This window comes from Actinopolymorpha sp. B17G11 (assembly GCF_040196095.1).
GTDB lineage: Bacteria > Actinomycetota > Actinomycetes > Propionibacteriales > Actinopolymorphaceae > Thermasporomyces.
Map to the genome: position 1 here is coordinate 74338 of NZ_JBEFTW010000017.1, position 19002 is coordinate 93339.

Genomic DNA, 19002 nt, shown 5'->3' on the forward strand with positions numbered 1-19002 from the left:
GTCCCCGTCTGTGGATAACTCGACGAACGCCACCACCGCCACGTCCGACGCGCTCATCAGAGGGCTCCGTCAGGTCACGCGCAACGGCGACCGGTCCTTTAGTGTGAACATGTGGACTACACGATTCTGCAGACGGCCGCGGACACCGACAGCGTGATCGACGCTCTCACCACGCTCGCGCCGGGCTGGTCGGATCGCACCGGCATCGAACACGCGCAGGGCTGGACGACGGTGCCAATGGAACCGCGTACTGCCAGCCAGTTCGCACCACTGCTCGCCAACCTGCTCGGGCGCGGCGTACTGGTCTGGACGGTCGACGCCGAGCACTGCCGGGTGTCCCTCCACCGGGCAAACGGCTCGGTGGTCGACGCGGTCGATCGCCCGGACCAGGTGGACGAAGTCGCGAGGGCGTTCCACGAGAGTCATCTCCTCGTTTCCACTGAGGGTGAGAAGGACAAGACCGCGCTCGCCGCGGCCGCCTCCGATCCGGCGCGGTCCCCGAACGACCGGCACCAGGCCTTCTCCGAGCTGCTCGGCGTACCGCATGTGGCGCCGACCCGGCCGCCTGCCCCGAACCCCACCGCGCCGTCGCTGACGAGCGCCAGCGCACCTCTGGGCACGGATCAGTTCCGGCGGCGTGAACGGATCAGGAGCACGCGGAGTTGGCTCCACCTCTTCTCGGGCCTGGGCGGTGTCGCCATCGTTCTGCTGGTGATTCAGGGACCGTGGCTGCTCATTCCCGTGTTCCTGGTCGTCATCGGCGTGCTGCAGGTGATCCGGTTCTGGATCGGCCGGTCCCTGCCTCCGGGTGACGCCAAGAGTCGCCCGGTCACGCTGGGATGAGGGACCCTGGCACAAGTCCGGTTGGATGAGGGGACCTCTGCGTCAACTCCACGTTGGATGAGGGACCCCTGCGCCAATAGGTTCGCGGCAGGGGACCCCTCATGCAAAAGGGACTCGAGCCTCAGCGGCCGGGCGGCGGGACGATCGCGTCGATCTCGGCCAGCTCCGCGGCCGTCGGCTCCCATTCACCGGCGGCGGCGTTGGCCTTGACCTGCTCGGCCGACATCGCCCCCGCGATCACCGAACCGCAGCCCGGCTGGGCGGCAAGCGCGCCGAATGCGATCTCCAGCAGCGACCGCCCTTCGTGTTCGGCGCCCCATGCGATCAGCGCCTCCACCCGGTCGAGCTTGTCATCGGTGACGTAGCCCTCGCGTGCGGCCAGGCGGGAGTTCGACGGCACCGGCTGCCCGCGTCGGACCTTGCCGGTCAGCAGACCGTTGGCGAGCGGAAAGTACGGAAGCACGCCGACGCCGTAGTGCCGAGTCGCCGGGACCACCTCGGCCTCGGCACCGCGTTCGAGCAGGGACCAGTGGTTCTGCGCCGAGACGAACGGTGCCACGCCCAGCTCCCGCGCCACGTGCGCCGCTTCGGCGATCTGCCAGCCGCGGAAGTTGGAGTGCCCGGCGTACCGGATCTTCCCTTCCTTCACCAGCTCGTCGAGTGCCGACAGCGTCTCCGCGATCGGGGTGTGCCAGTCGGGTACGTGGATCTGGTACAGGTCGATGTAGTCCGTACGCAGCCGGCGCAGCGACTCCTCGACCGCCCGCCGGATGTACGCCCGGCCGCCCCGCGCCCCGGCAGCCGCGCCGTAGCCCATGTCACCGCCGAACTTCGTCGCAAGCACCACCTGGTCACGGCGTCCGGTGAGCACCTGCCCGAGCAGGTCCTCCGAGCCGCCCTTGCCGTAGACGTCGGCGGTGTCGAAGAGGGTGATGCCGGCCTCGAGGGCCGCGTCGACGACCTCCTGTGTGCCGTCGAGGTCGAGCCGGCCGCCGAAGTTGTTGCAGCCGAGTCCGACGACCGATACCTGCAGTCCTGAATTTCCCAAGGGTCGATAGCGCATGTCCAGAGAGCCTACGGCCCACCTGACCAGCGACGTCGCCGGTGACCCGACCGGTCGCGGACCACCCGGGCACTGCCGGCGGCCACACCGCCCCGGACCGCTCATCTCGGCGCATCACGTGCAAAAGCTTCCACAACCGCCGCCAAACCGTCATGATGTGTCAGCTTTCTCGGATCACCAATTTCCATGTGAGTCATCGGCTTCCCACATGAGTCACGGGCCGGCCCTTCGCGTACGCAACCTGCGTCGCTCCCGGCCAACGGGGGCCACGACTCGCTCTGGCTTCGGACCCCGGTCCCGCTGTCCGGGCGCGCGGACGGCAGGACCGCCTGGAAGGAGTGCAGTGAGAGTTCGCCGATCCACCGCGGTCGCGACAGCCGCCACCGCAGCAGTCGCCGCCCTCGCCACGCTGGCCGCCACCGCGGCCGGTATCCCCGCGGTCGCCTCGCCGCCCGCGGGAGACCCGGCGCCCGCCCGTCAGCACGCGCCGGACGACCTGCCCAACCCGTACGCAGAGAAGCTCCGCGAAACCCGCAAGGCCGCGATCGAGAAGGTCTTGCGCGGCGAGGCGAAGGTCGAACGTCGCGGCCACTCCGACGTCGTACGCATGGCCAAGGGCGACTACGCCCAGGTCAGCATGGAGAAGACCGACAAGATCTTCACCATCCTCACGGCGTTCGGCGACCAGACCGATCCGCGCACGGGGGGCTCCCCTGGCCCGGTGGCCAACGAGATCGCCGAGCCCGACCGCCGGCGTGACAACACCACCTCGTGGGCGGCCGACTTCAGCCGCGACTACTACCTCGACCTCTTCTTCGGTCAGGACGGCGAGTCGATGTCGACCTTCTACCGCGCGCAGTCGCAGGGCCGCTACACCGTGGCCGGCGACGTGAGCGACTGGGTGCAGCTTCCGTACAACGAAGCGCGGTACGGCAGCAACGAGATCGCCCAGTCCGACGGCTACTGGAACTACGTCAAGGACACCGCGAAGGCGTGGTACGACGCCGAGGTCGCCGCTGGCAAGTCGGCTGCCGAGATCAAGGAGTACCTCGCGCAGTTCGACACGTGGGACCGCTACGACTTCGACGGTGACGGCAACTTCGACGAGGCCGACGGCTACGTCGACCACTTCCAGGCGGTCCACGCGGGCGAGGGTGAGGAGGCCGGCGGCGGCGCACAGGGCGGCGACGCGATCTGGTCGCACCGCTGGTACGCGTTCCAGGGCCTCAACGACGGCCCCGACGGAAACCCGCGCGGCGGCGTCCCGATCGGCGACACCGGCATGTGGATCGGCGACTACACCACCGAGCCGGAGAACGGCGGCCTCGGCGTCTTCGCCCACGAGTTCGGCCACGACCTCGGTCTGCCCGACCTCTACGACACCGCCGGCGGTGACAACAGCACCGGATTCTGGTCGCTGATGTCGTCCGGCTCGTGGCTCAACAAGGGCAAGGACGACATCGGCACCTCGCCCGGCTACATGGGCGCCTGGGAGAAGCTGCAACTCGGCTGGCTCGACTACGACGTCGTCTCACCCGACCGCGCGTCGACCACGGTGCTCGGCCCGGCCGCCCTGTCCACGGACAAACCGCAGGCGCTGGTGGTACCCCTGCCCAAGGAGTCGGTCACCACCGACTACAACGACCCGTTCTCCGGGTCCTTCGAGTGGTGGGGAGGCAGTGCCGACGACCTCAACCGGATGCTCCGGCGCACCATCGACCTGACCGGGAAGTCCAGCGCGTCGATCACCGCCAAGGCGTGGTACGACATCGAGGAGGGCTACGACTTCCTCCGCGCCGAGGTCTCGACGGACGGCACACACTGGGAGGGTGTCGGTGAGCCGGTCGACGGCACCTCCGACGGCGAGTGGGTCGACCTGACCTACGACCTGACGCCGTACGCCGGTCAGTCGATCCAGTTCCGGTTCCGCTACACGACCGACGGTGGCGTGCACCTGGCCGGGCCTATGCTGGACGACATCGCGGTCACCGCCGACGGTGCGCAGGTCTTCTTCGACGACGTGGAAGCGGGCACCAACGGCTGGACCGGCAACTGGACCAGGTTCGGCGGCAGTGTCACGGAGCTCAAGGGCACCTACTACCTCGCGGAGAACCGTCAGTACATCGGTTTCGACGCGAACCTGGAGACCGGCCCGTACAACTTCAACCGCGCGATCAGCAAGCCCGACTGGGTACAGCACTACCCGTACCAGAACGGCCTGCTCGTCACGTACTGGAACGAGAAGCAGGGCGACAACAACACCTCACGCCACCCGGGTGAGGGTCTGATCCTGCCCGTCGACGCGCGTCCCGGGCTGATCGCCTACGAGGACGGGTCGCTGGCCAACGGCCGGGCACACTCCTTCGACGCGACGTTCGGACTGGAGAAGACCCAGCCGATCACACTGAGCAAGGAGGTCATGGCGGGGAACCAGGTCCAGGTGCTCATCGCCGACGTCCCCGCGTCGAAGGCGATCCGTACCTTCGACGACTCCGACCCGAACGCCTACTGGAACGCCGCCAACCCCAGCAAGAGCGTCAAGGTGGCGGGCTACGGCGTCAGGATCGTGGTCACCAAGCAGTCGGCCAACGGCCGCCAGCTGACGGTCGCGGTCCGCCCGGCGGACTAGGCCCGTACCGACCAGGGAGCCGGGTGTGGGCGGGCGCATGCGTGAGTACGATGCCCGCCCACCCTGCGCGGAGCCGGCGTCCGACAATGACCACGCTGCCCATGCTGGTGGTGGCCGGGGTCCGACAAATGACCACGCTGCCCATGCTGCTGGTAGCTGGAACAGGAACCGACACCTGTCCGGACAGCACAAGCATGGGCAGCGTGGTCATTTGCAGGCGCGGCCGAAGCCCCGCCCAAGCCCAGGACACGACAACGGACCGTGATCGGGTCCCATTCCGCGGACAGGTGGCGCTTCGTCGGTGTGACGGCGAGGATGGCGGATATGGCACCCGCGAAGACGAGTTCGGTCCGTGTACGCGTCGACGGCCAGGTCCTCGCGCTGTCCAACCTCGACAAGGTGCTCTATCCGACGACGGGGTTCACCAAGGGCGAGGTCATCGACTACTACACCCGGATCGCCCCCGCCCTGCTCCCCCGCGTCGCCGACCGGCCGCTGACGCGCAAGCGCTGGCCCGATGGCGTACACAAGCAACCGTTCTTCGAGAAGAACGCACCACGCGGCACACCGGAGTGGGTCCGCACAGTGACGATTCCCTCACCGGGGAGCACCCGCGGTACCGAGGACGTGGAGTACGTCGTCGTCGACAAGCTCCCGACCCTCGTCTGGCTCGCCAACCTCGCCGCGCTCGAGCTGCACGTACCCCAGTGGAAGGTCGGCCCTCGCGGCGGGATCCGCAAGCCTGACCTGCTTGTCATCGACCTCGATCCGGGGCCGCCGGCCGACCTCGTGCAGTGCTGCGAGGTGGCGCTCCTGCTCCGCGACCTGTTCGAGGCCGACGACCTGCGGGCCTGGCCGAAGACGTCAGGGTCGAAGGGCATGCAGCTCTACGTCCCATTGGTCGAGACGCCGGGCGAGGCCACCTCCGGCTACGCCAAGCAGCTCGCCGAGCAACTCGCCGGCGAGCACCCGAAGCTGGTCGTCGCCACCATGACAAGGGCTGCCCGCCCGGGCAAGGTGTTCCTCGACTGGAGCCAGAACAATCCGGCAAAGACCACCGTCGCGGCGTACTCCCTGCGCGGCAACGAGACCCCGACCGTTTCCACGCCGCTCACCTGGGACGAGGTCGACGGCTGCCGCCGGGCGGCCGATCTGACGTTCAGTCCGGACGAGGTCCTGGACCGGGTGGAGAGCCTCGGCGACCTCTTCGCCGACCTCGGCTCGGCCCCCCAGCGCCTCCCCTGATCAGGGGTGACGGATCTGGGCAGATCCGCCCGGACTGTCGCGTTCTGCGTACCCACCCGCCCGGTTCGGAGTTAGTGTCGTTCGGAGAACCGCAACGTCAGGGATCCGATCAGCCACGATCTCAACCGCAAGAACGGAGGCGCGCACCATGACCGACGTCGAGGTCCCGTTCGAAGACGCAATCGAAGTCGAGGACGACGAGGCAACCGAGACTCCGCTCGATCACGAGGGCGAGGAACTCGACCTCGAAGCTCCCGAGGCCGATGCGGCCGACCAGCACCACGAGGTTGCTCTCGACGACGAGGACTACCGCTGACACCTCGCGGACCGAAGTGTCTGCCCAAAGCGCCGGTATGATCACCGACCGTTGACCTCAGCCGCCGGGGGAGCCGACGTCAGGTCGGCAGAGGAGGAGTCGAAGTGACGATGTCGGACATTCGCCCCCGGGGTGGCAGGCTCCCCCGCCAGGCACGTCGCGCCCAGCTTCTCGACGCAGCCCAGCAGGTCTTCGTCGCCGCCGGCTACCACGCCGCCGCCATGGACGACATCGCCGAGCGTGCCGGCGTCAGCAAACCCGTGCTCTACCAGCACTTTCCGGGCAAGCTGGAGCTTTACCTCGCGCTCCTGGACGCCTCCTGCGACGCACTCGTCGACGCCGTACGCACCGCCTTGGCCTCCACCCAGGACAACCAGGAACGCGTCGCGGCGACGATGGACGCCTATCTCGACTTCGTGGGCAACGACGGCGGTGCGTTCCGGCTGGTGTTCGAGTCCGACCTCACCAGCGAACCGGCCGTCCGTGAACGCGTCGACAAGGTGAGCCGCGCCTGTGCCGAGGCGATTTCGGCGGTCATCTCCGAAGACACCGGCCTCCCACGGGAGGAGGCCATGCTCCTCGCTGCCGGAATGGCCGGGCTCGCGCAGGTCACAGCCCGCTACTGGGTGTCGGCCGGCGGCACCATCGACCGTGACGAGGCCGCGAAGCTCCTCACCACGCTCGCCTGGCGCGGTATCCGCGGCTTCCCCCGCGCCGACTGACCGACGCCACGAACCTCACCCGCAAACCGTCGGCTAGCCTCGACTGTGCCGGCGCGGATTGCCGCAGTTTCCTGCGGTGCGCGATCCGAACGAAGTGCACGAAACGAAGAGAAGGTGGGCCGTGGAGGTCAAGATCGGCGTCCAGCACGCTCCGCGAGAGATCGTGCTCGAGAGCAACCAGGGTCCTGACGAAATCGAGGCCGCCCTGAGCAAGGCGCTCGAAAGCGACGACGGCCTGTTCAGCCTGGCCGACGAGCGTGGTCGCCGGGTCCTGGTACCCGCTGAGCGGATCGCCTACGTCGAGCTCGGGGCCCAGGAAGAGCGGCGGGTCGGCTTCGGCGCCATGTGACCCACAGGTCCGGCCCGGCGCAGGATCCGTCGTTGTCACAGCGGTTGTCACAGCATGGGTGACTGACGCCTTGCTGCGTACCTTCGCCCAGATGTCCCGCACCCCCCGCGGCCCGCTGGCGCACGGCGGATACCTCGCGTACCCCTCACCAGAACGGGACTTCCGGCACCACCGGGGGCACCACGGGCGGGAGTACGGTGAGTCACAAAGAGAGGGGGGCCATATGAGCATCATCGGCGTCATCATTGCCGGAATCATCATCGGCCTCTTGGGCAAGTGGATTGCTCCGAGCAACCGCGACAACATTCCGCTGTGGCTGACCGTGATCTGCGGTGTCGCGGGGGTGTTGGTCGGCTACTGGCTGGCCACGGTCTTCGGAGTCGCAGCCACGTCAGGAATCGACTGGCTCCGCTGGCTCATCAGCGTCGTCGTGGCTGTGATCTTCGTTGCCATCGCGTCTTCGGTCATGGCCCGTCGCGGGAGCAAGATCTCGCACTAGAGGCGCACCAGAGGACAGACAGTCAGGACTGCAGGCCCAGGGTGGCCATCCGGTGTGCGTGCTGCTCGGTGAGGCGGGCGAACATCCGGCCGATGGCGGCGAGGTCCATCCCGGGGCGGTCGACGCCGCCGACGAGCAGGGCCACGAGTGCGTCCCGCTCGGCGGCGACGCGTTGTGCCTGGGAGAGCGCTTCGCCGACGAGTCTGCGTCCCCAGAGCGCGAGCCGGCCACCGACGCGAGGGTCGTCGGCAATGGCCTTGCGTACCCGATCAACCACGAAGGTGACGTGTCCGGAGTTCTCGAGCACCTCCAGCACGAGGGCTCTGGTGTCGGCGTCGACGAAGGCCGCGACCTCGCGGTAGAAGTCCGTGGCGATCCCGTCGCCGACGTACGCCTTCACCAGTCCTTCCAGCCAGTCGGCCGGCGCGGTGTGCCGGTGGAACTCGTCGAGGGCCGCGCGGAAGGGTTCCATCGCCGACACGGGCTCGACCCCGAGTTCCTGGAGCCGGTCGCGGAGCCGCTCGAAGTGGTGGAACTCGGTCACCGCGAGCGCACCGAGGGCCGCCTTGTCGCCCAGGGTCGGCGCCATCGTGGCATCGTCGGCGAGCCGCTCGAATCCGGTGAGTTCGCCATAGGCGAGTACGCCCAGGAGGTCGATCACCGCCGGCCGGTAGACCGGATCCTCCTGGGCCGCCACCCCACCGCTCGCCCCTGCTCCCCCGGCTGGCGCGTCCCTACGGCTGGCCTCGCTGTCCTTCGCGCTCATGGGGCATGAGCTTAAGGGGTCACACGGGACGGAGTACGCGGTGCGACGACGCCTGCCAGGCCCCCGGGATCCGGCGGCGGTTAGACTCCGTGGCGAGGGCTTCCCGTGATCCGGGCATCCGGCGGGCGATTGCCGCTCCGGCCGCCCGAGGGCGGGCCCGATTCCGACACGCCACGGCGTACGAACAAGAGGCGAAAAGCTCTGACGACTTTCAAAGAACTTGGCGCGCTCCCCGACATCGTCGACGCGCTCGATCGCGTCGGGATCACGGAGCCGTTCCCCATCCAGGAGATGGCGATTCCGATCGCGCTCACTGGTGCTGACCTGATCGCGCAGGCGCGAACCGGCACCGGCAAGACGCTCGCATTCGGCGTGCCCCTACTGCAGCGCATCGTCAGCCCGCGGGACCGCGACTACGAGGACCTGGACGCCCCCGGCAAGCCGCAGGCGCTGGTCGTGGCACCGACGCGGGAGCTGGCGCTCCAGGTGACGGCCGACCTCACGGCTGCCGGCTCGATCCGAGGAGCGAGGGTTCTGACGGTTTATGGCGGGGTGGCCTACGAACCACAGCTCGACATGCTGAAGTCCGGCGTCGACGTCGTGGTCGGAACCCCTGGCCGGCTGCTCGACCTCGCCGACCGCCGGGCACTCGTCCTCTCCCATGTGAAGGTGCTGGTCCTCGACGAGGCCGACCGGATGCTCGACCTGGGCTTCCTGCCCGATGTCGAACGCCTGATCAAAATGACTCACGAGCTGCGCCAGACGATGCTGTTCTCGGCGACGATGCCGGGCGACGTGGTACAGCTGGCCCGGCGGCACATGCGGCACCCGGTCAACGTGCGCGCGGAGTCCGCCGACGAGAGTCAGGTGGTGCCCGCGACGGCGCAGTTCGTCTACCGCTGCCATGATCTCGACAAGGCCGAGATCCTGGCGCGACTCCTCCAGGCGGAGAGCCGCGGCCGGGTGATGATCTTCTGCACCACCAAGCGTGGCGCGCAGAAAGTCGCCGACGACCTCGCTGACCGTGGCTTCGTTGCGGCCGCGATCCATGGTGACCTCGGCCAGATCGCCCGGGAACGGGCGCTGGAGCGGTTCCGCTCGGGCAAGGTCGACGTCCTGGTGGCCACCGACGTCGCGGCCCGCGGGATCGACGTCGAGGGGGTCACCCACGTCGTCAACCACACGTGTCCCGACGACGAGAAGACCTATGTCCACCGAATCGGGCGTACGGGCCGAGCGAGGGCATCCGGCATTGCCGTGACGTTCGTCGACTGGCAGGACCTTGCTCGGTGGAAGGTCATCAACGCCACGCTCGGTCTCCCGTTCGAGGCGCCGGTGGAGACGTACTCCACCTCCGAGCACCTCTTCCACGACCTGGGCATCCCGAAGGACGCGACCGGCCGGGTAGGCGAGCCCCGCGGCCCCAGCCGCGACAAGGTCAGCCGCGACAGGGCCGGCAGGGACAAGGGCGAACGTGACCGGCAGGACGGGCCGGCGGGCCGGCGACGCTCGCGCGGGCGGCGCGGCGAGGCTTCTTCTGACCGGACGACCACCAGGGACGACAATCGGGAACAGGACGGCCGTGAGGGCCGGTCCAGCCGGGGCCGCCGGCGCCGCCGACTCCGTTCGGGCGTCGTCGTCGCGGAGAAGGATGCGGGACCCTCCGACCCCGCGGACGGCACCGAGGCAGCGGCCGGACCTACTGGTTCTCGGGGCAATGCCGACACCGACATCGCGAAGGACCGGGACCATGCGCCCGGCACCGCCGCGACCGGTGGGCACCATGCGACCGGCACCACGGCACCGTCGGGAACATCGACAGACACGGTGACCGACGCGCGGCAGCCCGCCGCTCCGGCCTCGTCATCGTCGACCGGAGAAGGCGGGGGCACCTCTCGCACCGCGCGGCGCCGGAGGTTCCGACTGCGGCGCCGACGTACCTCTTCTGATGCGGCGGGGGACGCTGAAGGCGCAGAGGGCGCTGGACACGGCGAGAAAGCGTCCGGCTGAGCCAGCCCGTTCTCCGGCGATGCGACCCTCATGATCGGTACGTCATGAGCATGCCCTGACAAGTGACGTCGTGTGCCGCTCCAACCTCATGTTCCGCACCGATGGCGGTGCCGAAGCTCAAGGCCTACGCGCAGGTTGATGCGGTCCGGCCGCCGCTCACGCCAGGACGACGACGGGAGTCCCCGTCGGCGCGAAGTCCCACAGGGCCTTGGCGTCGGGTCGTGCCTGGCGTACGCATCCATCGGACAGTGACTGCCCGAGTTGACGAAGGGTCTGTACCGGCTCGCCGGTCGCGATGCTGATCGGGATGTCATGAAACCCGATCGCCGCGTTCTCTCCGAAGGTGAACGTCACCATGTATTCCATCCGCTCGGTGCCGTGATAGCTGGTCGTGTTGCGGCGCTTGCGGATGACTTCGTACCTGCCGGGCCTGACCTGACCGTACTTCGTCCCTGACACGAGATAGCTGCGTAGGACGGTGTTGTCTCCCTTGACCAGCCAGACCCGGTTGGCCTTCAGGGCATAGACGACACGGGTGCCGGTACCGCTGCCGACGGGGAGGGCGTCTGGCCGTGGCGTCGTGGGTGCCGGTGAAGCTGTCCATGCCTTGGCCGTAGGACTCGTCCCGCTATGCGGTGTCGGGTCCGGGGCCTTTCGGAGGGGACCGCCTGCCCGATCCGCCAGATCGCGCTGACGGTCCTGCACGGTGTCGGCGGCGGGCTGCACGATGGTCGTGCCGACCGGGATGAGACCGGTTGCGCCGAGCAGAGCGACTGTGAGAGTGAGGACCGAGAGGCCCGCCGAGAGGATTCGGCGGTGTCCCAACCGGCGTGACCGGCGGGCGGCGTGCCTCATCGACGATCCTCCTCACGCTGCGTGCGAGCAGTCCAGCCGTGAGCTATCAACAGGCTAGGTCAGACGACCCCAGTGCGGGCCGCCCCCATCGTATTGGGGTAAATGACCAGCTTTCGACCCTGGGCCATCCGCACTGGCTTCGACGGGACCTGGCTTCGACTGCTGGGGATCACAGCGTAGTGGTACCTCCACTCGAGATCGATCGGGGACCGCGCTGGGGACGAGGACTGCGGGATCGAACCGACCGTCGCGTTGCATGCGGATACGCGGACCGCTGTTGCACCATCCGAGCAGCTACTCCTGGAGGACTCCCTCCCATGGGTGTGTCACGCGTACGCACAGTCCAACAGTTCCAAAACGGACCCCCGTGGCGCCCTGCAGGTCACCGGTTCTGTCGGCGCCTTGTGCCACTGTTGTCGGGTGAACCGGACAGATCGTCTCCACGCCCTGACCGAGGAACTGCGCCGCGCCGGGCCGAGAGGGTGCAGTTCGCAGCATCTCGCCGAGCGGTTCGCGGTGAGCGTCAGCACCATCAAGCGCGACGTCACCGCCATCCAGCAGGCAGGCACTCCGATCAGGGCACGAAACGGGCCCAGCGGTGGTTACGTCCTCGAAGCCGAGGACACGCTGCCTCCGGTGAAATTCACTCATGCACAGGCGATGGCGGTTGCCGCGGCGCTCGCGGCCAACTCCGAAGCCCTGATCGCCCCCGACGGTGCCGCCGCACTCAAGAAGATCGCCGCCGTGTTGGACATGGAGTCGCGCCACGAGGTGGTGAAACTACTCGGCCGGACGCAGCGCCCCGCCACCGAGTCCGCACCCGCACCACGTGTCATCGACGAGGCTCTGCGCCAGCAGCGCGTCGTGGTCCTGGACTACGTCGACGCGAAGGGCGAGTCGACCCGGCGCCGCGTCGAACCCCTGGAGCTGACGCACACCGGTGACCACTGGTACCTCGTCGGATGGTGCCTGCGTCGCGACGCCGTGCGGTGGTTCCGGCTGGATCGGGTCCGTTCCGCGCACCTGACTCCGGATCCGGTCGTCGGCCGGGATCTGCCCGCGATTGGCGCTCCACCGCCAGACGCGGGTCCCGTCGGCGTGGTCATCAACCTGGATACAGCGCGCCGTAGGCGATGAAGCCGCACGTCCACGCAGCCAGCAGATAGAGCCATCCCCGCAGTGCACGATCCTTCTGCCACGCGAGGACGCTCAGCACCACGATGGGTATCAGCAACGCGGTCGCCGCCGGCAGGCGTCCGTCGTATTGACCGAACACCCAGAGCATGGCGAGCGCCGTGAACGCGATGGTCAGCCCACCGAGCAGCTTGCGCGGCTCTGCCAGCAGGCGAAGCAGATCCATGGTTCCTACCGTAAGCCGCAAATCCCTAACCGGCGAGCCGTTGCCGACGCTGGGGGTTGCTGAAACGCTTGCCGCCGTTGCCGACGCTGGGAGTTGTTGAAAGCGCTGCGAGCCGTTGCAGACCCCGTCAACCCACGGCCGTGTCGAGGCCGTCCCACGGCCGGTTGCTCGGGTATGCCGAACGTCCCTCGGGACAGTGGGCCGAGAAGTCGCACCATGCGCACTGCGGCCCTGGCGCCGGCGGAAAGGTTCGCTCACACTCGGCCGGCGAAAGCCCTTGTGCGTAAGCGGCTTCGGCTTCGGCCGCTTCGGCCCCGATCCCGTCGGCCCGAGCGATGTGGCGGGTGAGCGACTCGGCGCTGTGCTCCCACCACACGACGGTGCCGGTCGGGAGATGATGCAGCTCGACGCGCCGGCAGCGGCGGTGGAGGGTGCGTGCAGTCGCGGCGGCGTAGACGGCGAGCGCGAGTGAACTCCGCGCGTCGGCCGTAGTGAGGCTGCGGCGACCGGTCTTGTAGTCGACGACGACGAGCTCGACCTCTCCGGGACCGCCGGGCGGTTCGCCAGCAGTGTCGCCTTGGTCGCCAGCAGCGTCGCCCTGGTCGCCGGCAGCGTCGCCCTGGTCGCCGGATCTGCTACTCACCGGGCGGGCGTCCACGCGGTCGATCCTGCCGGACAGCGCCAGGGACGGCGTGGTCACGGCAACCGTGCGTTCGACCCCGATCGGCTCGTCGCACGGGTCGAGGCCGGTGACATAGTGCTCCACCATCCGTCGGGCGTAGTCGCACCAACGGTCGCTCTGTGCCGAGTCTCGGAAGCCCTCGTCGATCCAGACCCGTTGCAGGATCTGGCCCGCCGCATCGGGGGTACGTCCATGCACCGGCAGCCGCCACCAGGAGGCCAACGCGGTGTGGACGCTTGCACCCACGCTGTTGTGCGCCCACGGCGGACCCTTCGGCGGGGTGGGTCGCTCCAGGTAGGTGAAGCGGTAACGCCGCGGACAGTCCAGCCAACCGAGCAACCTGGTCGGCGTCGCTCGGAAGAGCCGGCGCGGCATGGCCTCGAAGCCCAACTGCTGTTGTGGTGCCCCCATGCCGGCCATCCTGCCAACGACCACCCACAACCCGTCCTCGCCCCCTCGCAGATGCGATCTCGCTCCCGAGTGAGGGGCACCCTGCACCATTGCCGCCGCCCTCCGTGACCGCCGCCCTGCGTGAGGGCACCCTGCACCAACAGGTTGGGATGAGGGTGCCGCCCCCCACGCGACACATGCGACACACGCGACGAGGGCGATGACAGGTGGGACAGGAGAAGGGACGTCACGGCAGGTAGGGCTGCGGAACCACCCGTCCCGACCGCTCGGCGTTGACCCGCGCCCGGTCGAGCAGGCGCAGGAACTCACCCTCGCTGGTGGTGCAGCTGCCCAGTTCGTGGCCGTCCTTGCCGGTCCCGTGATGGTCGCTGGACCCGGTGACCACGAGGTCGAGGTCGCCCGCGAGCCCGCGCAAGGCCCTGCGTACGGCCTCGTCGTGGTCGTGATGGTCCACCTCGACACCGGCCAGGCCCGCGTCGGCGAGGGAGGCGATCACATCGTCGCTCAGCACCTTGCGGCTGGCCCGCCCGCGCGGATGCGCCAGCACGGGTGCTCCGCCGGCCGCGATGATCCGGGTGACCACGTCGGCCGGTTCCGGTGCGTACCTCGTGATGTATGCCGGCTTTCCCTCGCTCAGCCAGCGGTCGAACGCCTCCCGCCGATTCGCGACATGACCAGCCGCCACCAACGCGTCGGCCACGTGTGGCCGTCCGAGCGACGTCGCGTCCCGCGACTGGGCGGCCACGTCGGCGACGTCGAGTACGACCCCCACGGCACGCAGGCGTTCGAGGATCAGCGGAACCCGGGCGTTGCGCCCTTCGCGGACGCGTTCCAGCATGGCCTGCAGTTCCGGCTCGCCCGGATCGGGTAGGTACGCCAGCATGTGCACACTCGTGGCGGCCAGGCGGCACGACACCTCGGCACCCACGACGAGCCCGATCCGGAGGCGTTCGGCCTCCGCGCGCGCCTCGTCCCACCCGGCGAACGTGTCGTGATCGGTCAGCGCCAGGACATCGATCCCGGCCGCCGCCGCGTGGTCGACGAGGACGCCCGGCGAATCGGTACCGTCCGAGCAGCGTGAGTGCGTGTGCAGGTCGATGCGCACCGAGGGCTCCCGAGTGGCGTGCGAACAATCTGGCACACCTTAGGGCGTACCCGCCCAGGGATTCAGGAGCCGCCGAGGCGAGGCGTCAGCGCGCCGTAAGGAAGCAGATCGACCTCGCGCCCCAAGGTGCCCATGTCCGCGAGGCTGAACGGTTCGAGCAGCAGCGCCCCGGCGGTCTCGGGGTGGAAGACCAGCCACAACCAGAAGCCCTCCGCCTCACCCGCGTAGACAGCGCGATCAGCGGGTCCGCGGACGAACCACAGCGGCGTCGGCCGGCCGCCGGCCTGGACCTTCGCCTGCGGAGCGCCGTCACCGAACGCGTCACCCGGGTCCGCACCCGACAGTCCGGCATAGCTCGCGCCCAACCCGATGCCCATCTCCTCGGCCACCAGCAGCAGCTCCCCGGGCCCGCCGAGCGGGTTCGGCCCGCTGCACGCGACGACCGTGGCGCGGACGCCTTCGACCTCGCTGCCGGCGTGGCCGACGCCGGTGATGACCCATCCGTGGGGAATCGGCCACGGCAACCAGATCGGGAGCCGCGACCGCGAGGCCAACCAGCGTACGAAAGCCGCCGACGGTTGACTGAACGGACGCAACGGGGGTACCGGTCCGTGCGCCCCGCAGTTCCAGTTCGTGTCCCACGGCGACGGGGCGCGCAAGGATCCTTGACATCTCGGGCAAACTGGATCGCCCTTCATGCGTACGACGTTCCTCCCTGAGACGGCGCAGGTCAAGGGTGGACGCCGCAAGGTGTACAGATCACGTACAGATCCGGTCCTCACAGGCCTTGATCGCCGGCACGGTACGCATGCCACGATGGCCCGCATGCTTTCGAGTCGCCGCTCGTTCCTCACCGCCGGCGCCGGGTTCCTCGCGGCCGGCACCGCCGGTGTCGGGCTCGTCGAGGCCCGCATGCTCCCCGGCCGCGTCTACCTCCACACCGCGCTGGGACTCACCGGCGAGGACGGCGTCATCCCCCATGTCAGACCAGGTCCCCGGGTCGACAAGGAGTACGCCTCCCGCGCGTGCAAGGGCGACCTGGTGCGATGGTCGGTTGCGTACCCTCCCGGCGTACCCACCGACGCCCGGCTCCCCGTCGTCCTCGCCCTGCACGGCCGGGGTGGTGACCACCGGTTCGCGTTCGACGAACTCGGCCTCGACCGGTACCTCGCGGCCGCGGTCGCCGCGTGGCCCACGCCCTTCGTCGTCGTCTCGGTCGACGGCGGACCGGACAGCTTCTGGCATCGTCGCCGCGACGGCCGCGATTCGCAGGCGATGATCCTCACCGAACTCCTCCCCCAGCTTGCCGCCCGCGGCCTGCGTACCGAACGCATCGGCCTGATCGGCTGGTCGATGGGCGGCTACGGTGCCCTGCTCCTGGCCGAGCAGCACCCCGACCGGATCGCGACGGTCGTGGTGTCGAGTCCGGCGTTGTGGCAGGACTACGCCGAGGTGCCCGAAGGTGCGTTCGACGGCGAGACCGACTTCCGGGCCCATGACGTCTTCGCCGACCCGTCGGCGTTCGAGGACATCCGGATCCGGGTCGACTGCGGGCGCGACGATCCGTTCGTCGACGCGACGCAGGCGTTCGTCGACAGCCTGCCGACGCGGCCGGCGGGCGGGTTCCAGCCGGGGGCGCACACGGCCGGCTACTGGCGGCGGATGGTGCCTGAGCAGTTCGAGTTCCTCGCCTGGAACTTCTGACGGTTGCCGCGAGCGTGCACCTCCCCGGACCACCCGGGTGGTGGGCCGGCGGAGGTTCAGAGCGTCGGTGGCGTACTGCACACTGGGGCGCGTGCGGGCGAGCCGACTGATCTCCGTCGTCCTGCTGCTCCAGGCCAGGGGCCGGATGACGGCGGATGAGCTGGCGAAAACCCTCGAAGTGTCCGTACGCACGATCTACCGCGACGTCGAGTCGTTGAACGCCGCCGGTATCCCCCTGGTCGGCGAGCCCGGCAACGACGGCGGCTACCGCCTCCTCGACGGCTACCGCACCCGGCTGACCGGGCTCACGGCCGACGAGGCCGAGTCCCTGTTCCTCACCGGCGTGCCGGCCGCGGCGGCCGCACTGGGCCTCAGCGAGGTCGCGACCGCGACCCAACGCAAGCTGCTCGCGGCGATCCCGCAGACCGCTCGAGAACGTGCCGAGCACGCCCGGCAGCGGGTTCATGTCGACCTGGAGCCCTGGGGCCAGGAGGCGCTGGCCGAACCGCTTCTTCCCGAACTGCACCAGGCGATCTGGGCCGACCGGCTGATCCTCGTGCGATACGGCACGACCACATCGGCCGTCGAACTGGCGCCACTAGGCCTGGTCTGCAAGGGCACCCCCTGGTATCTGCTGGCTCTCCGTGGCACCGCCATCCGGACCTACCGCGTGTCCCGCCTGCACAGCCTCAGCGTGACCGAGAAGCGCTTCGTCCGTCCTGCCGACTTCGACCTTGTGCGGCACTGGCAGGACGCGGTGGCGGCGTACGCCGAGACGTTCGGCCGCATGGTGGTGAAGCTCCGCCTCCGCGGCAACGCACTCCTTCGGGCCCAGTGGGTGCAGGCCCGGTCCCGCACCATCGCCGAGCCCGACACCGAGGGCTGGTCCGACGTCGAACTGGTGGTGGAAGATCCCGACAACGCCCTCGACGTGATCCGTACCCTCGGCAATGACGTCATCGTCGTCGAACCAGCCGCGCTACGCACGGACGCGGTCGCGATGGCACAGACATTCGTCGCCGCCAACACCTGGGGCGTGTCTGATGGATCACGATCGGCTCGCGGCGGGTCAGGCGTTCCAGCTGAGGATGGCGGGAGTGTCGCGTTCCCAGCCGAGCACGCTCACAGTCGTGGTGTCGAGGACCAGGTGGGCGCCGGCCTCAGCGGACTGACCGATCCAGCGGGCTCCCAAGACCCGCAGGAGGTGGCCGTGCGCGAAGAGTAGGGCGCGCTCGCCGGCTTCCGTGCGTACCCGGTCGATGATCCGGTCCACCCGCTCGGCCACCTCCAGCGCCTTCTCCCCACCTGGCACCGGATGGGTCCAGATGGTCCAGCCAGGGCTGTCCCGCTGAATCTGCGCGGTGGTCAGGCCTTCGTACTCGCCGTACCTCCACTCGTGGGCGTCGGCATCGACCTCAGCACGGTCCCCGAAACCGGCCAGCCGGGCCGTGTCGCGGGCGCGTAGGAGCGGGCTGGTGAGGACCAGGTCGAACGACGTACCGGCCAACCGGGTCCGAAGCTCCCGTGCCGCGCGTTCGCCTTCGGCGGTGAGGGGCAGGTCGGTCACGCTGGTGTGCTTGCGCGTACGACTCCATTCGGTCTCGCCATGCCTGGCCACCCACAGGTCGGGCTGGCCGCGGGTCATCCGGCGCTCGCGGTGCGTACGGCTGGCTCCTTCGTCACAGGGTGCCTGTGTGCAAGGCCAGCTTGGCGAGAAGGTTGCGCGCTTCCTCCGCCTTCTGCGGTTGGCACAGGAGGTCGTAGGTCGACGCGACCACCTGCGTACGTGAGGTGAAGTCGCGGTGGCCGCCCGTCGCGCGGTAGCCGACCCAGCCGAAGATGACGCCGAAGATCGCGCCGATCACGACACCGGTGATCACAAGGGCGAGCGCACTGCCCCCGGTCCTGGCGAACAGGCTTATCAGGATGCCGACGAAGAGCCCCCACCACGCTCCTGCTCCGGCGCCGACGGCGATGGCGCGGCCCTGAGTGAGACGGCCCGTCACCCGCTCGACCAACCGCAGGTCGCTGCCCACGATCGTGACGTTCTCGACCGGGAACTTGTTGTCCGACAGGTAGTCGACCGCGCGTTGCGCGTCCGCGTAGTTGGGGTACGACCCGACCTTGAGGCCGCTGGGCGGCTCGGGAAGCGGAGCAGCCATCGTGGACACCTTCCTCTCGAAGGTCTCACCGGTCCGCGGGCCGTCTTTGCCCGTACGCGCAAGATCGACCAGTCGCGGTTCGTCGTCGGCAGCTGAAGTGTTCTCCTTCGAGGATGCCCCACCTGTTGCGGGCGATGCGCAAGATCGGCGGTTTTGCCGCTGGTAAACTGGGGGCGGTTCGCGTCGTCTTGTCGTGACATCTCACGGTTGTGATGACTCTCGAAACCAATCATCAGGCAAGGTTGGCAATTCCCCACGATGCACGGTGAATTCGCCACGTG

19 protein-coding genes and 1 pseudogene are annotated in these 19002 nt (G+C 69.0%); 11 read left to right on the top strand and 9 right to left on the bottom strand.

Features of this window, described 5'->3' with window-relative positions; translation table 11 throughout:
• Positions 1-111 precede the first annotated feature (111 nt).
• Complete coding sequence (locus ABN028_RS18475; RefSeq protein ID WP_349697411.1) at positions 112-843, top strand: hypothetical protein; 732 nt, start codon at positions 112-114, stop codon at positions 841-843.
• 121 nt (positions 844-964) lie between these two features.
• On the opposite strand, the gene ABN028_RS18480 is transcribed toward ABN028_RS18475, so the two are convergent.
• A complete protein-coding gene (locus ABN028_RS18480; protein WP_349329817.1) occupies positions 965-1906 on the bottom strand; it encodes an aldo/keto reductase in 942 nt (313 codons plus the stop codon).
• 343 nt (positions 1907-2249) lie between these two features.
• Here ABN028_RS18480 and ABN028_RS18485 point away from each other — a divergent pair, with 343 nt between their 5' ends.
• The 6 genes from ABN028_RS18485 to ABN028_RS18510 all read left to right on the top strand — a co-directional run bounded on the left by ABN028_RS18485 (position 2250) and on the right by ABN028_RS18510 (position 7666).
• Entirely contained in the window at positions 2250-4535 is a 2286-nt protein-coding gene (locus tag ABN028_RS18485; protein ID WP_349697412.1) for an immune inhibitor A domain-containing protein, read from the top strand.
• 324 nt (positions 4536-4859) lie between these two features.
• Entirely contained in the window at positions 4860-5780 is a 921-nt protein-coding gene (gene ligD, locus ABN028_RS18490) for a non-homologous end-joining DNA ligase (protein ID WP_349329819.1), read from the top strand.
• Between the two features lie 148 nt (positions 5781-5928).
• On the top strand, positions 5929-6096 hold the full coding sequence (locus ABN028_RS18495) for a hypothetical protein (RefSeq protein WP_349329820.1): 168 nt from the start codon (positions 5929-5931) through the stop codon (positions 6094-6096).
• A 110-nt stretch (positions 6097-6206) separates the two neighbouring features.
• Positions 6207-6818 carry a TetR/AcrR family transcriptional regulator gene (locus ABN028_RS18500; protein WP_349329821.1) on the top strand — a complete coding sequence of 204 codons (612 nt, stop codon included), beginning with the start codon at positions 6207-6209 and terminating at the stop codon, positions 6816-6818.
• A gap of 121 nt (positions 6819-6939) precedes the next feature.
• Positions 6940-7167, top strand: coding sequence for a DUF3107 domain-containing protein (locus ABN028_RS18505; RefSeq protein ID WP_349329822.1), 228 nt, complete (start codon positions 6940-6942; stop codon positions 7165-7167).
• 223 nt (positions 7168-7390) lie between these two features.
• Positions 7391-7666: a GlsB/YeaQ/YmgE family stress response membrane protein gene (locus tag ABN028_RS18510; protein ID WP_349697413.1), complete on the top strand. Its 276-nt coding sequence runs from the start codon at positions 7391-7393 to the stop codon at positions 7664-7666.
• A 22-nt stretch (positions 7667-7688) separates the two neighbouring features.
• Here the strand turns inward: ABN028_RS18510 and ABN028_RS18515 are convergent, their stop codons facing one another.
• Positions 7689-8432 carry a ferritin-like fold-containing protein gene (locus tag ABN028_RS18515; protein WP_349329824.1) on the bottom strand — a complete coding sequence of 248 codons (744 nt, stop codon included), beginning with the start codon at positions 8430-8432 and terminating at the stop codon, positions 7689-7691.
• 201 nt (positions 8433-8633) lie between these two features.
• Here ABN028_RS18515 and ABN028_RS18520 point away from each other — a divergent pair, with 201 nt between their 5' ends.
• The gene (locus ABN028_RS18520) at positions 8634-10442 is read left to right on the top strand and encodes a DEAD/DEAH box helicase (RefSeq protein WP_502879190.1); all 1809 of its coding nucleotides are present in this window, start codon (positions 8634-8636) and stop codon (positions 10440-10442) included.
• Positions 10443-10598: 156 nt separating this feature from the next.
• Here the strand turns inward: ABN028_RS18520 and ABN028_RS18525 are convergent, their stop codons facing one another.
• On the bottom strand, positions 10599-11297 hold the full coding sequence (locus ABN028_RS18525; RefSeq protein ID WP_349697414.1) for a L,D-transpeptidase: 699 nt from the start codon (positions 11295-11297) through the stop codon (positions 10599-10601).
• A gap of 420 nt (positions 11298-11717) precedes the next feature.
• Here ABN028_RS18525 and ABN028_RS18530 point away from each other — a divergent pair, with 420 nt between their 5' ends.
• On the top strand, positions 11718-12434 hold the full coding sequence (locus tag ABN028_RS18530; RefSeq protein WP_349689980.1) for a helix-turn-helix transcriptional regulator: 717 nt from the start codon (positions 11718-11720) through the stop codon (positions 12432-12434).
• Here the strand turns inward: ABN028_RS18530 and ABN028_RS18535 are convergent.
• The 4 genes from ABN028_RS18535 to ABN028_RS18550 all read right to left on the bottom strand — a co-directional run bounded on the left by ABN028_RS18535 (position 12403) and on the right by ABN028_RS18550 (position 15769).
• Complete coding sequence (locus ABN028_RS18535) at positions 12403-12657, bottom strand: hypothetical protein (RefSeq protein ID WP_349697415.1); 255 nt, start codon at positions 12655-12657, stop codon at positions 12403-12405. The genes ABN028_RS18530 and ABN028_RS18535 overlap by 32 nt on opposite strands.
• Before the next feature lie 127 nt (positions 12658-12784).
• On the bottom strand, positions 12785-13750 hold the full coding sequence (locus ABN028_RS18540) for a RecB family exonuclease (RefSeq protein ID WP_349697416.1): 966 nt from the start codon (positions 13748-13750) through the stop codon (positions 12785-12787).
• 226 nt (positions 13751-13976) lie between these two features.
• Complete coding sequence (locus ABN028_RS18545) at positions 13977-14855, bottom strand: PHP domain-containing protein (RefSeq protein WP_349697417.1); 879 nt, start codon at positions 14853-14855, stop codon at positions 13977-13979.
• A gap of 62 nt (positions 14856-14917) precedes the next feature.
• Positions 14918-15769 (bottom strand): DUF6758 family protein, encoded by an 852-nt coding sequence (locus tag ABN028_RS18550; protein WP_349329830.1) that lies wholly within the window; start codon positions 15767-15769, stop codon positions 14918-14920.
• Between ABN028_RS18550 and ABN028_RS18555 the strand changes: the two genes are divergently transcribed.
• Positions 15681-16559 carry an alpha/beta hydrolase gene (locus tag ABN028_RS18555; RefSeq protein WP_349329831.1) on the top strand — a complete coding sequence of 293 codons (879 nt, stop codon included), beginning with the start codon at positions 15681-15683 and terminating at the stop codon, positions 16557-16559. The genes ABN028_RS18550 and ABN028_RS18555 overlap by 89 nt on opposite strands.
• A gap of 91 nt (positions 16560-16650) precedes the next feature.
• Positions 16651-17556: pseudogene (locus ABN028_RS18560) on the top strand (helix-turn-helix transcriptional regulator); the annotation flags it as partial.
• Positions 17557-17628: 72 nt separating this feature from the next.
• Here ABN028_RS18560 and ABN028_RS18565 read toward each other — a convergent pair.
• Positions 17629-18204 carry a histidine phosphatase family protein gene (locus ABN028_RS18565; RefSeq protein WP_349329833.1) on the bottom strand — a complete coding sequence of 192 codons (576 nt, stop codon included), beginning with the start codon at positions 18202-18204 and terminating at the stop codon, positions 17629-17631.
• 34 nt (positions 18205-18238) lie between these two features.
• On the bottom strand, positions 18239-18721 hold the full coding sequence (locus tag ABN028_RS18570) for a YflT domain-containing protein (protein WP_349689973.1): 483 nt from the start codon (positions 18719-18721) through the stop codon (positions 18239-18241).
• Positions 18722-19002 lie beyond the last annotated feature (281 nt).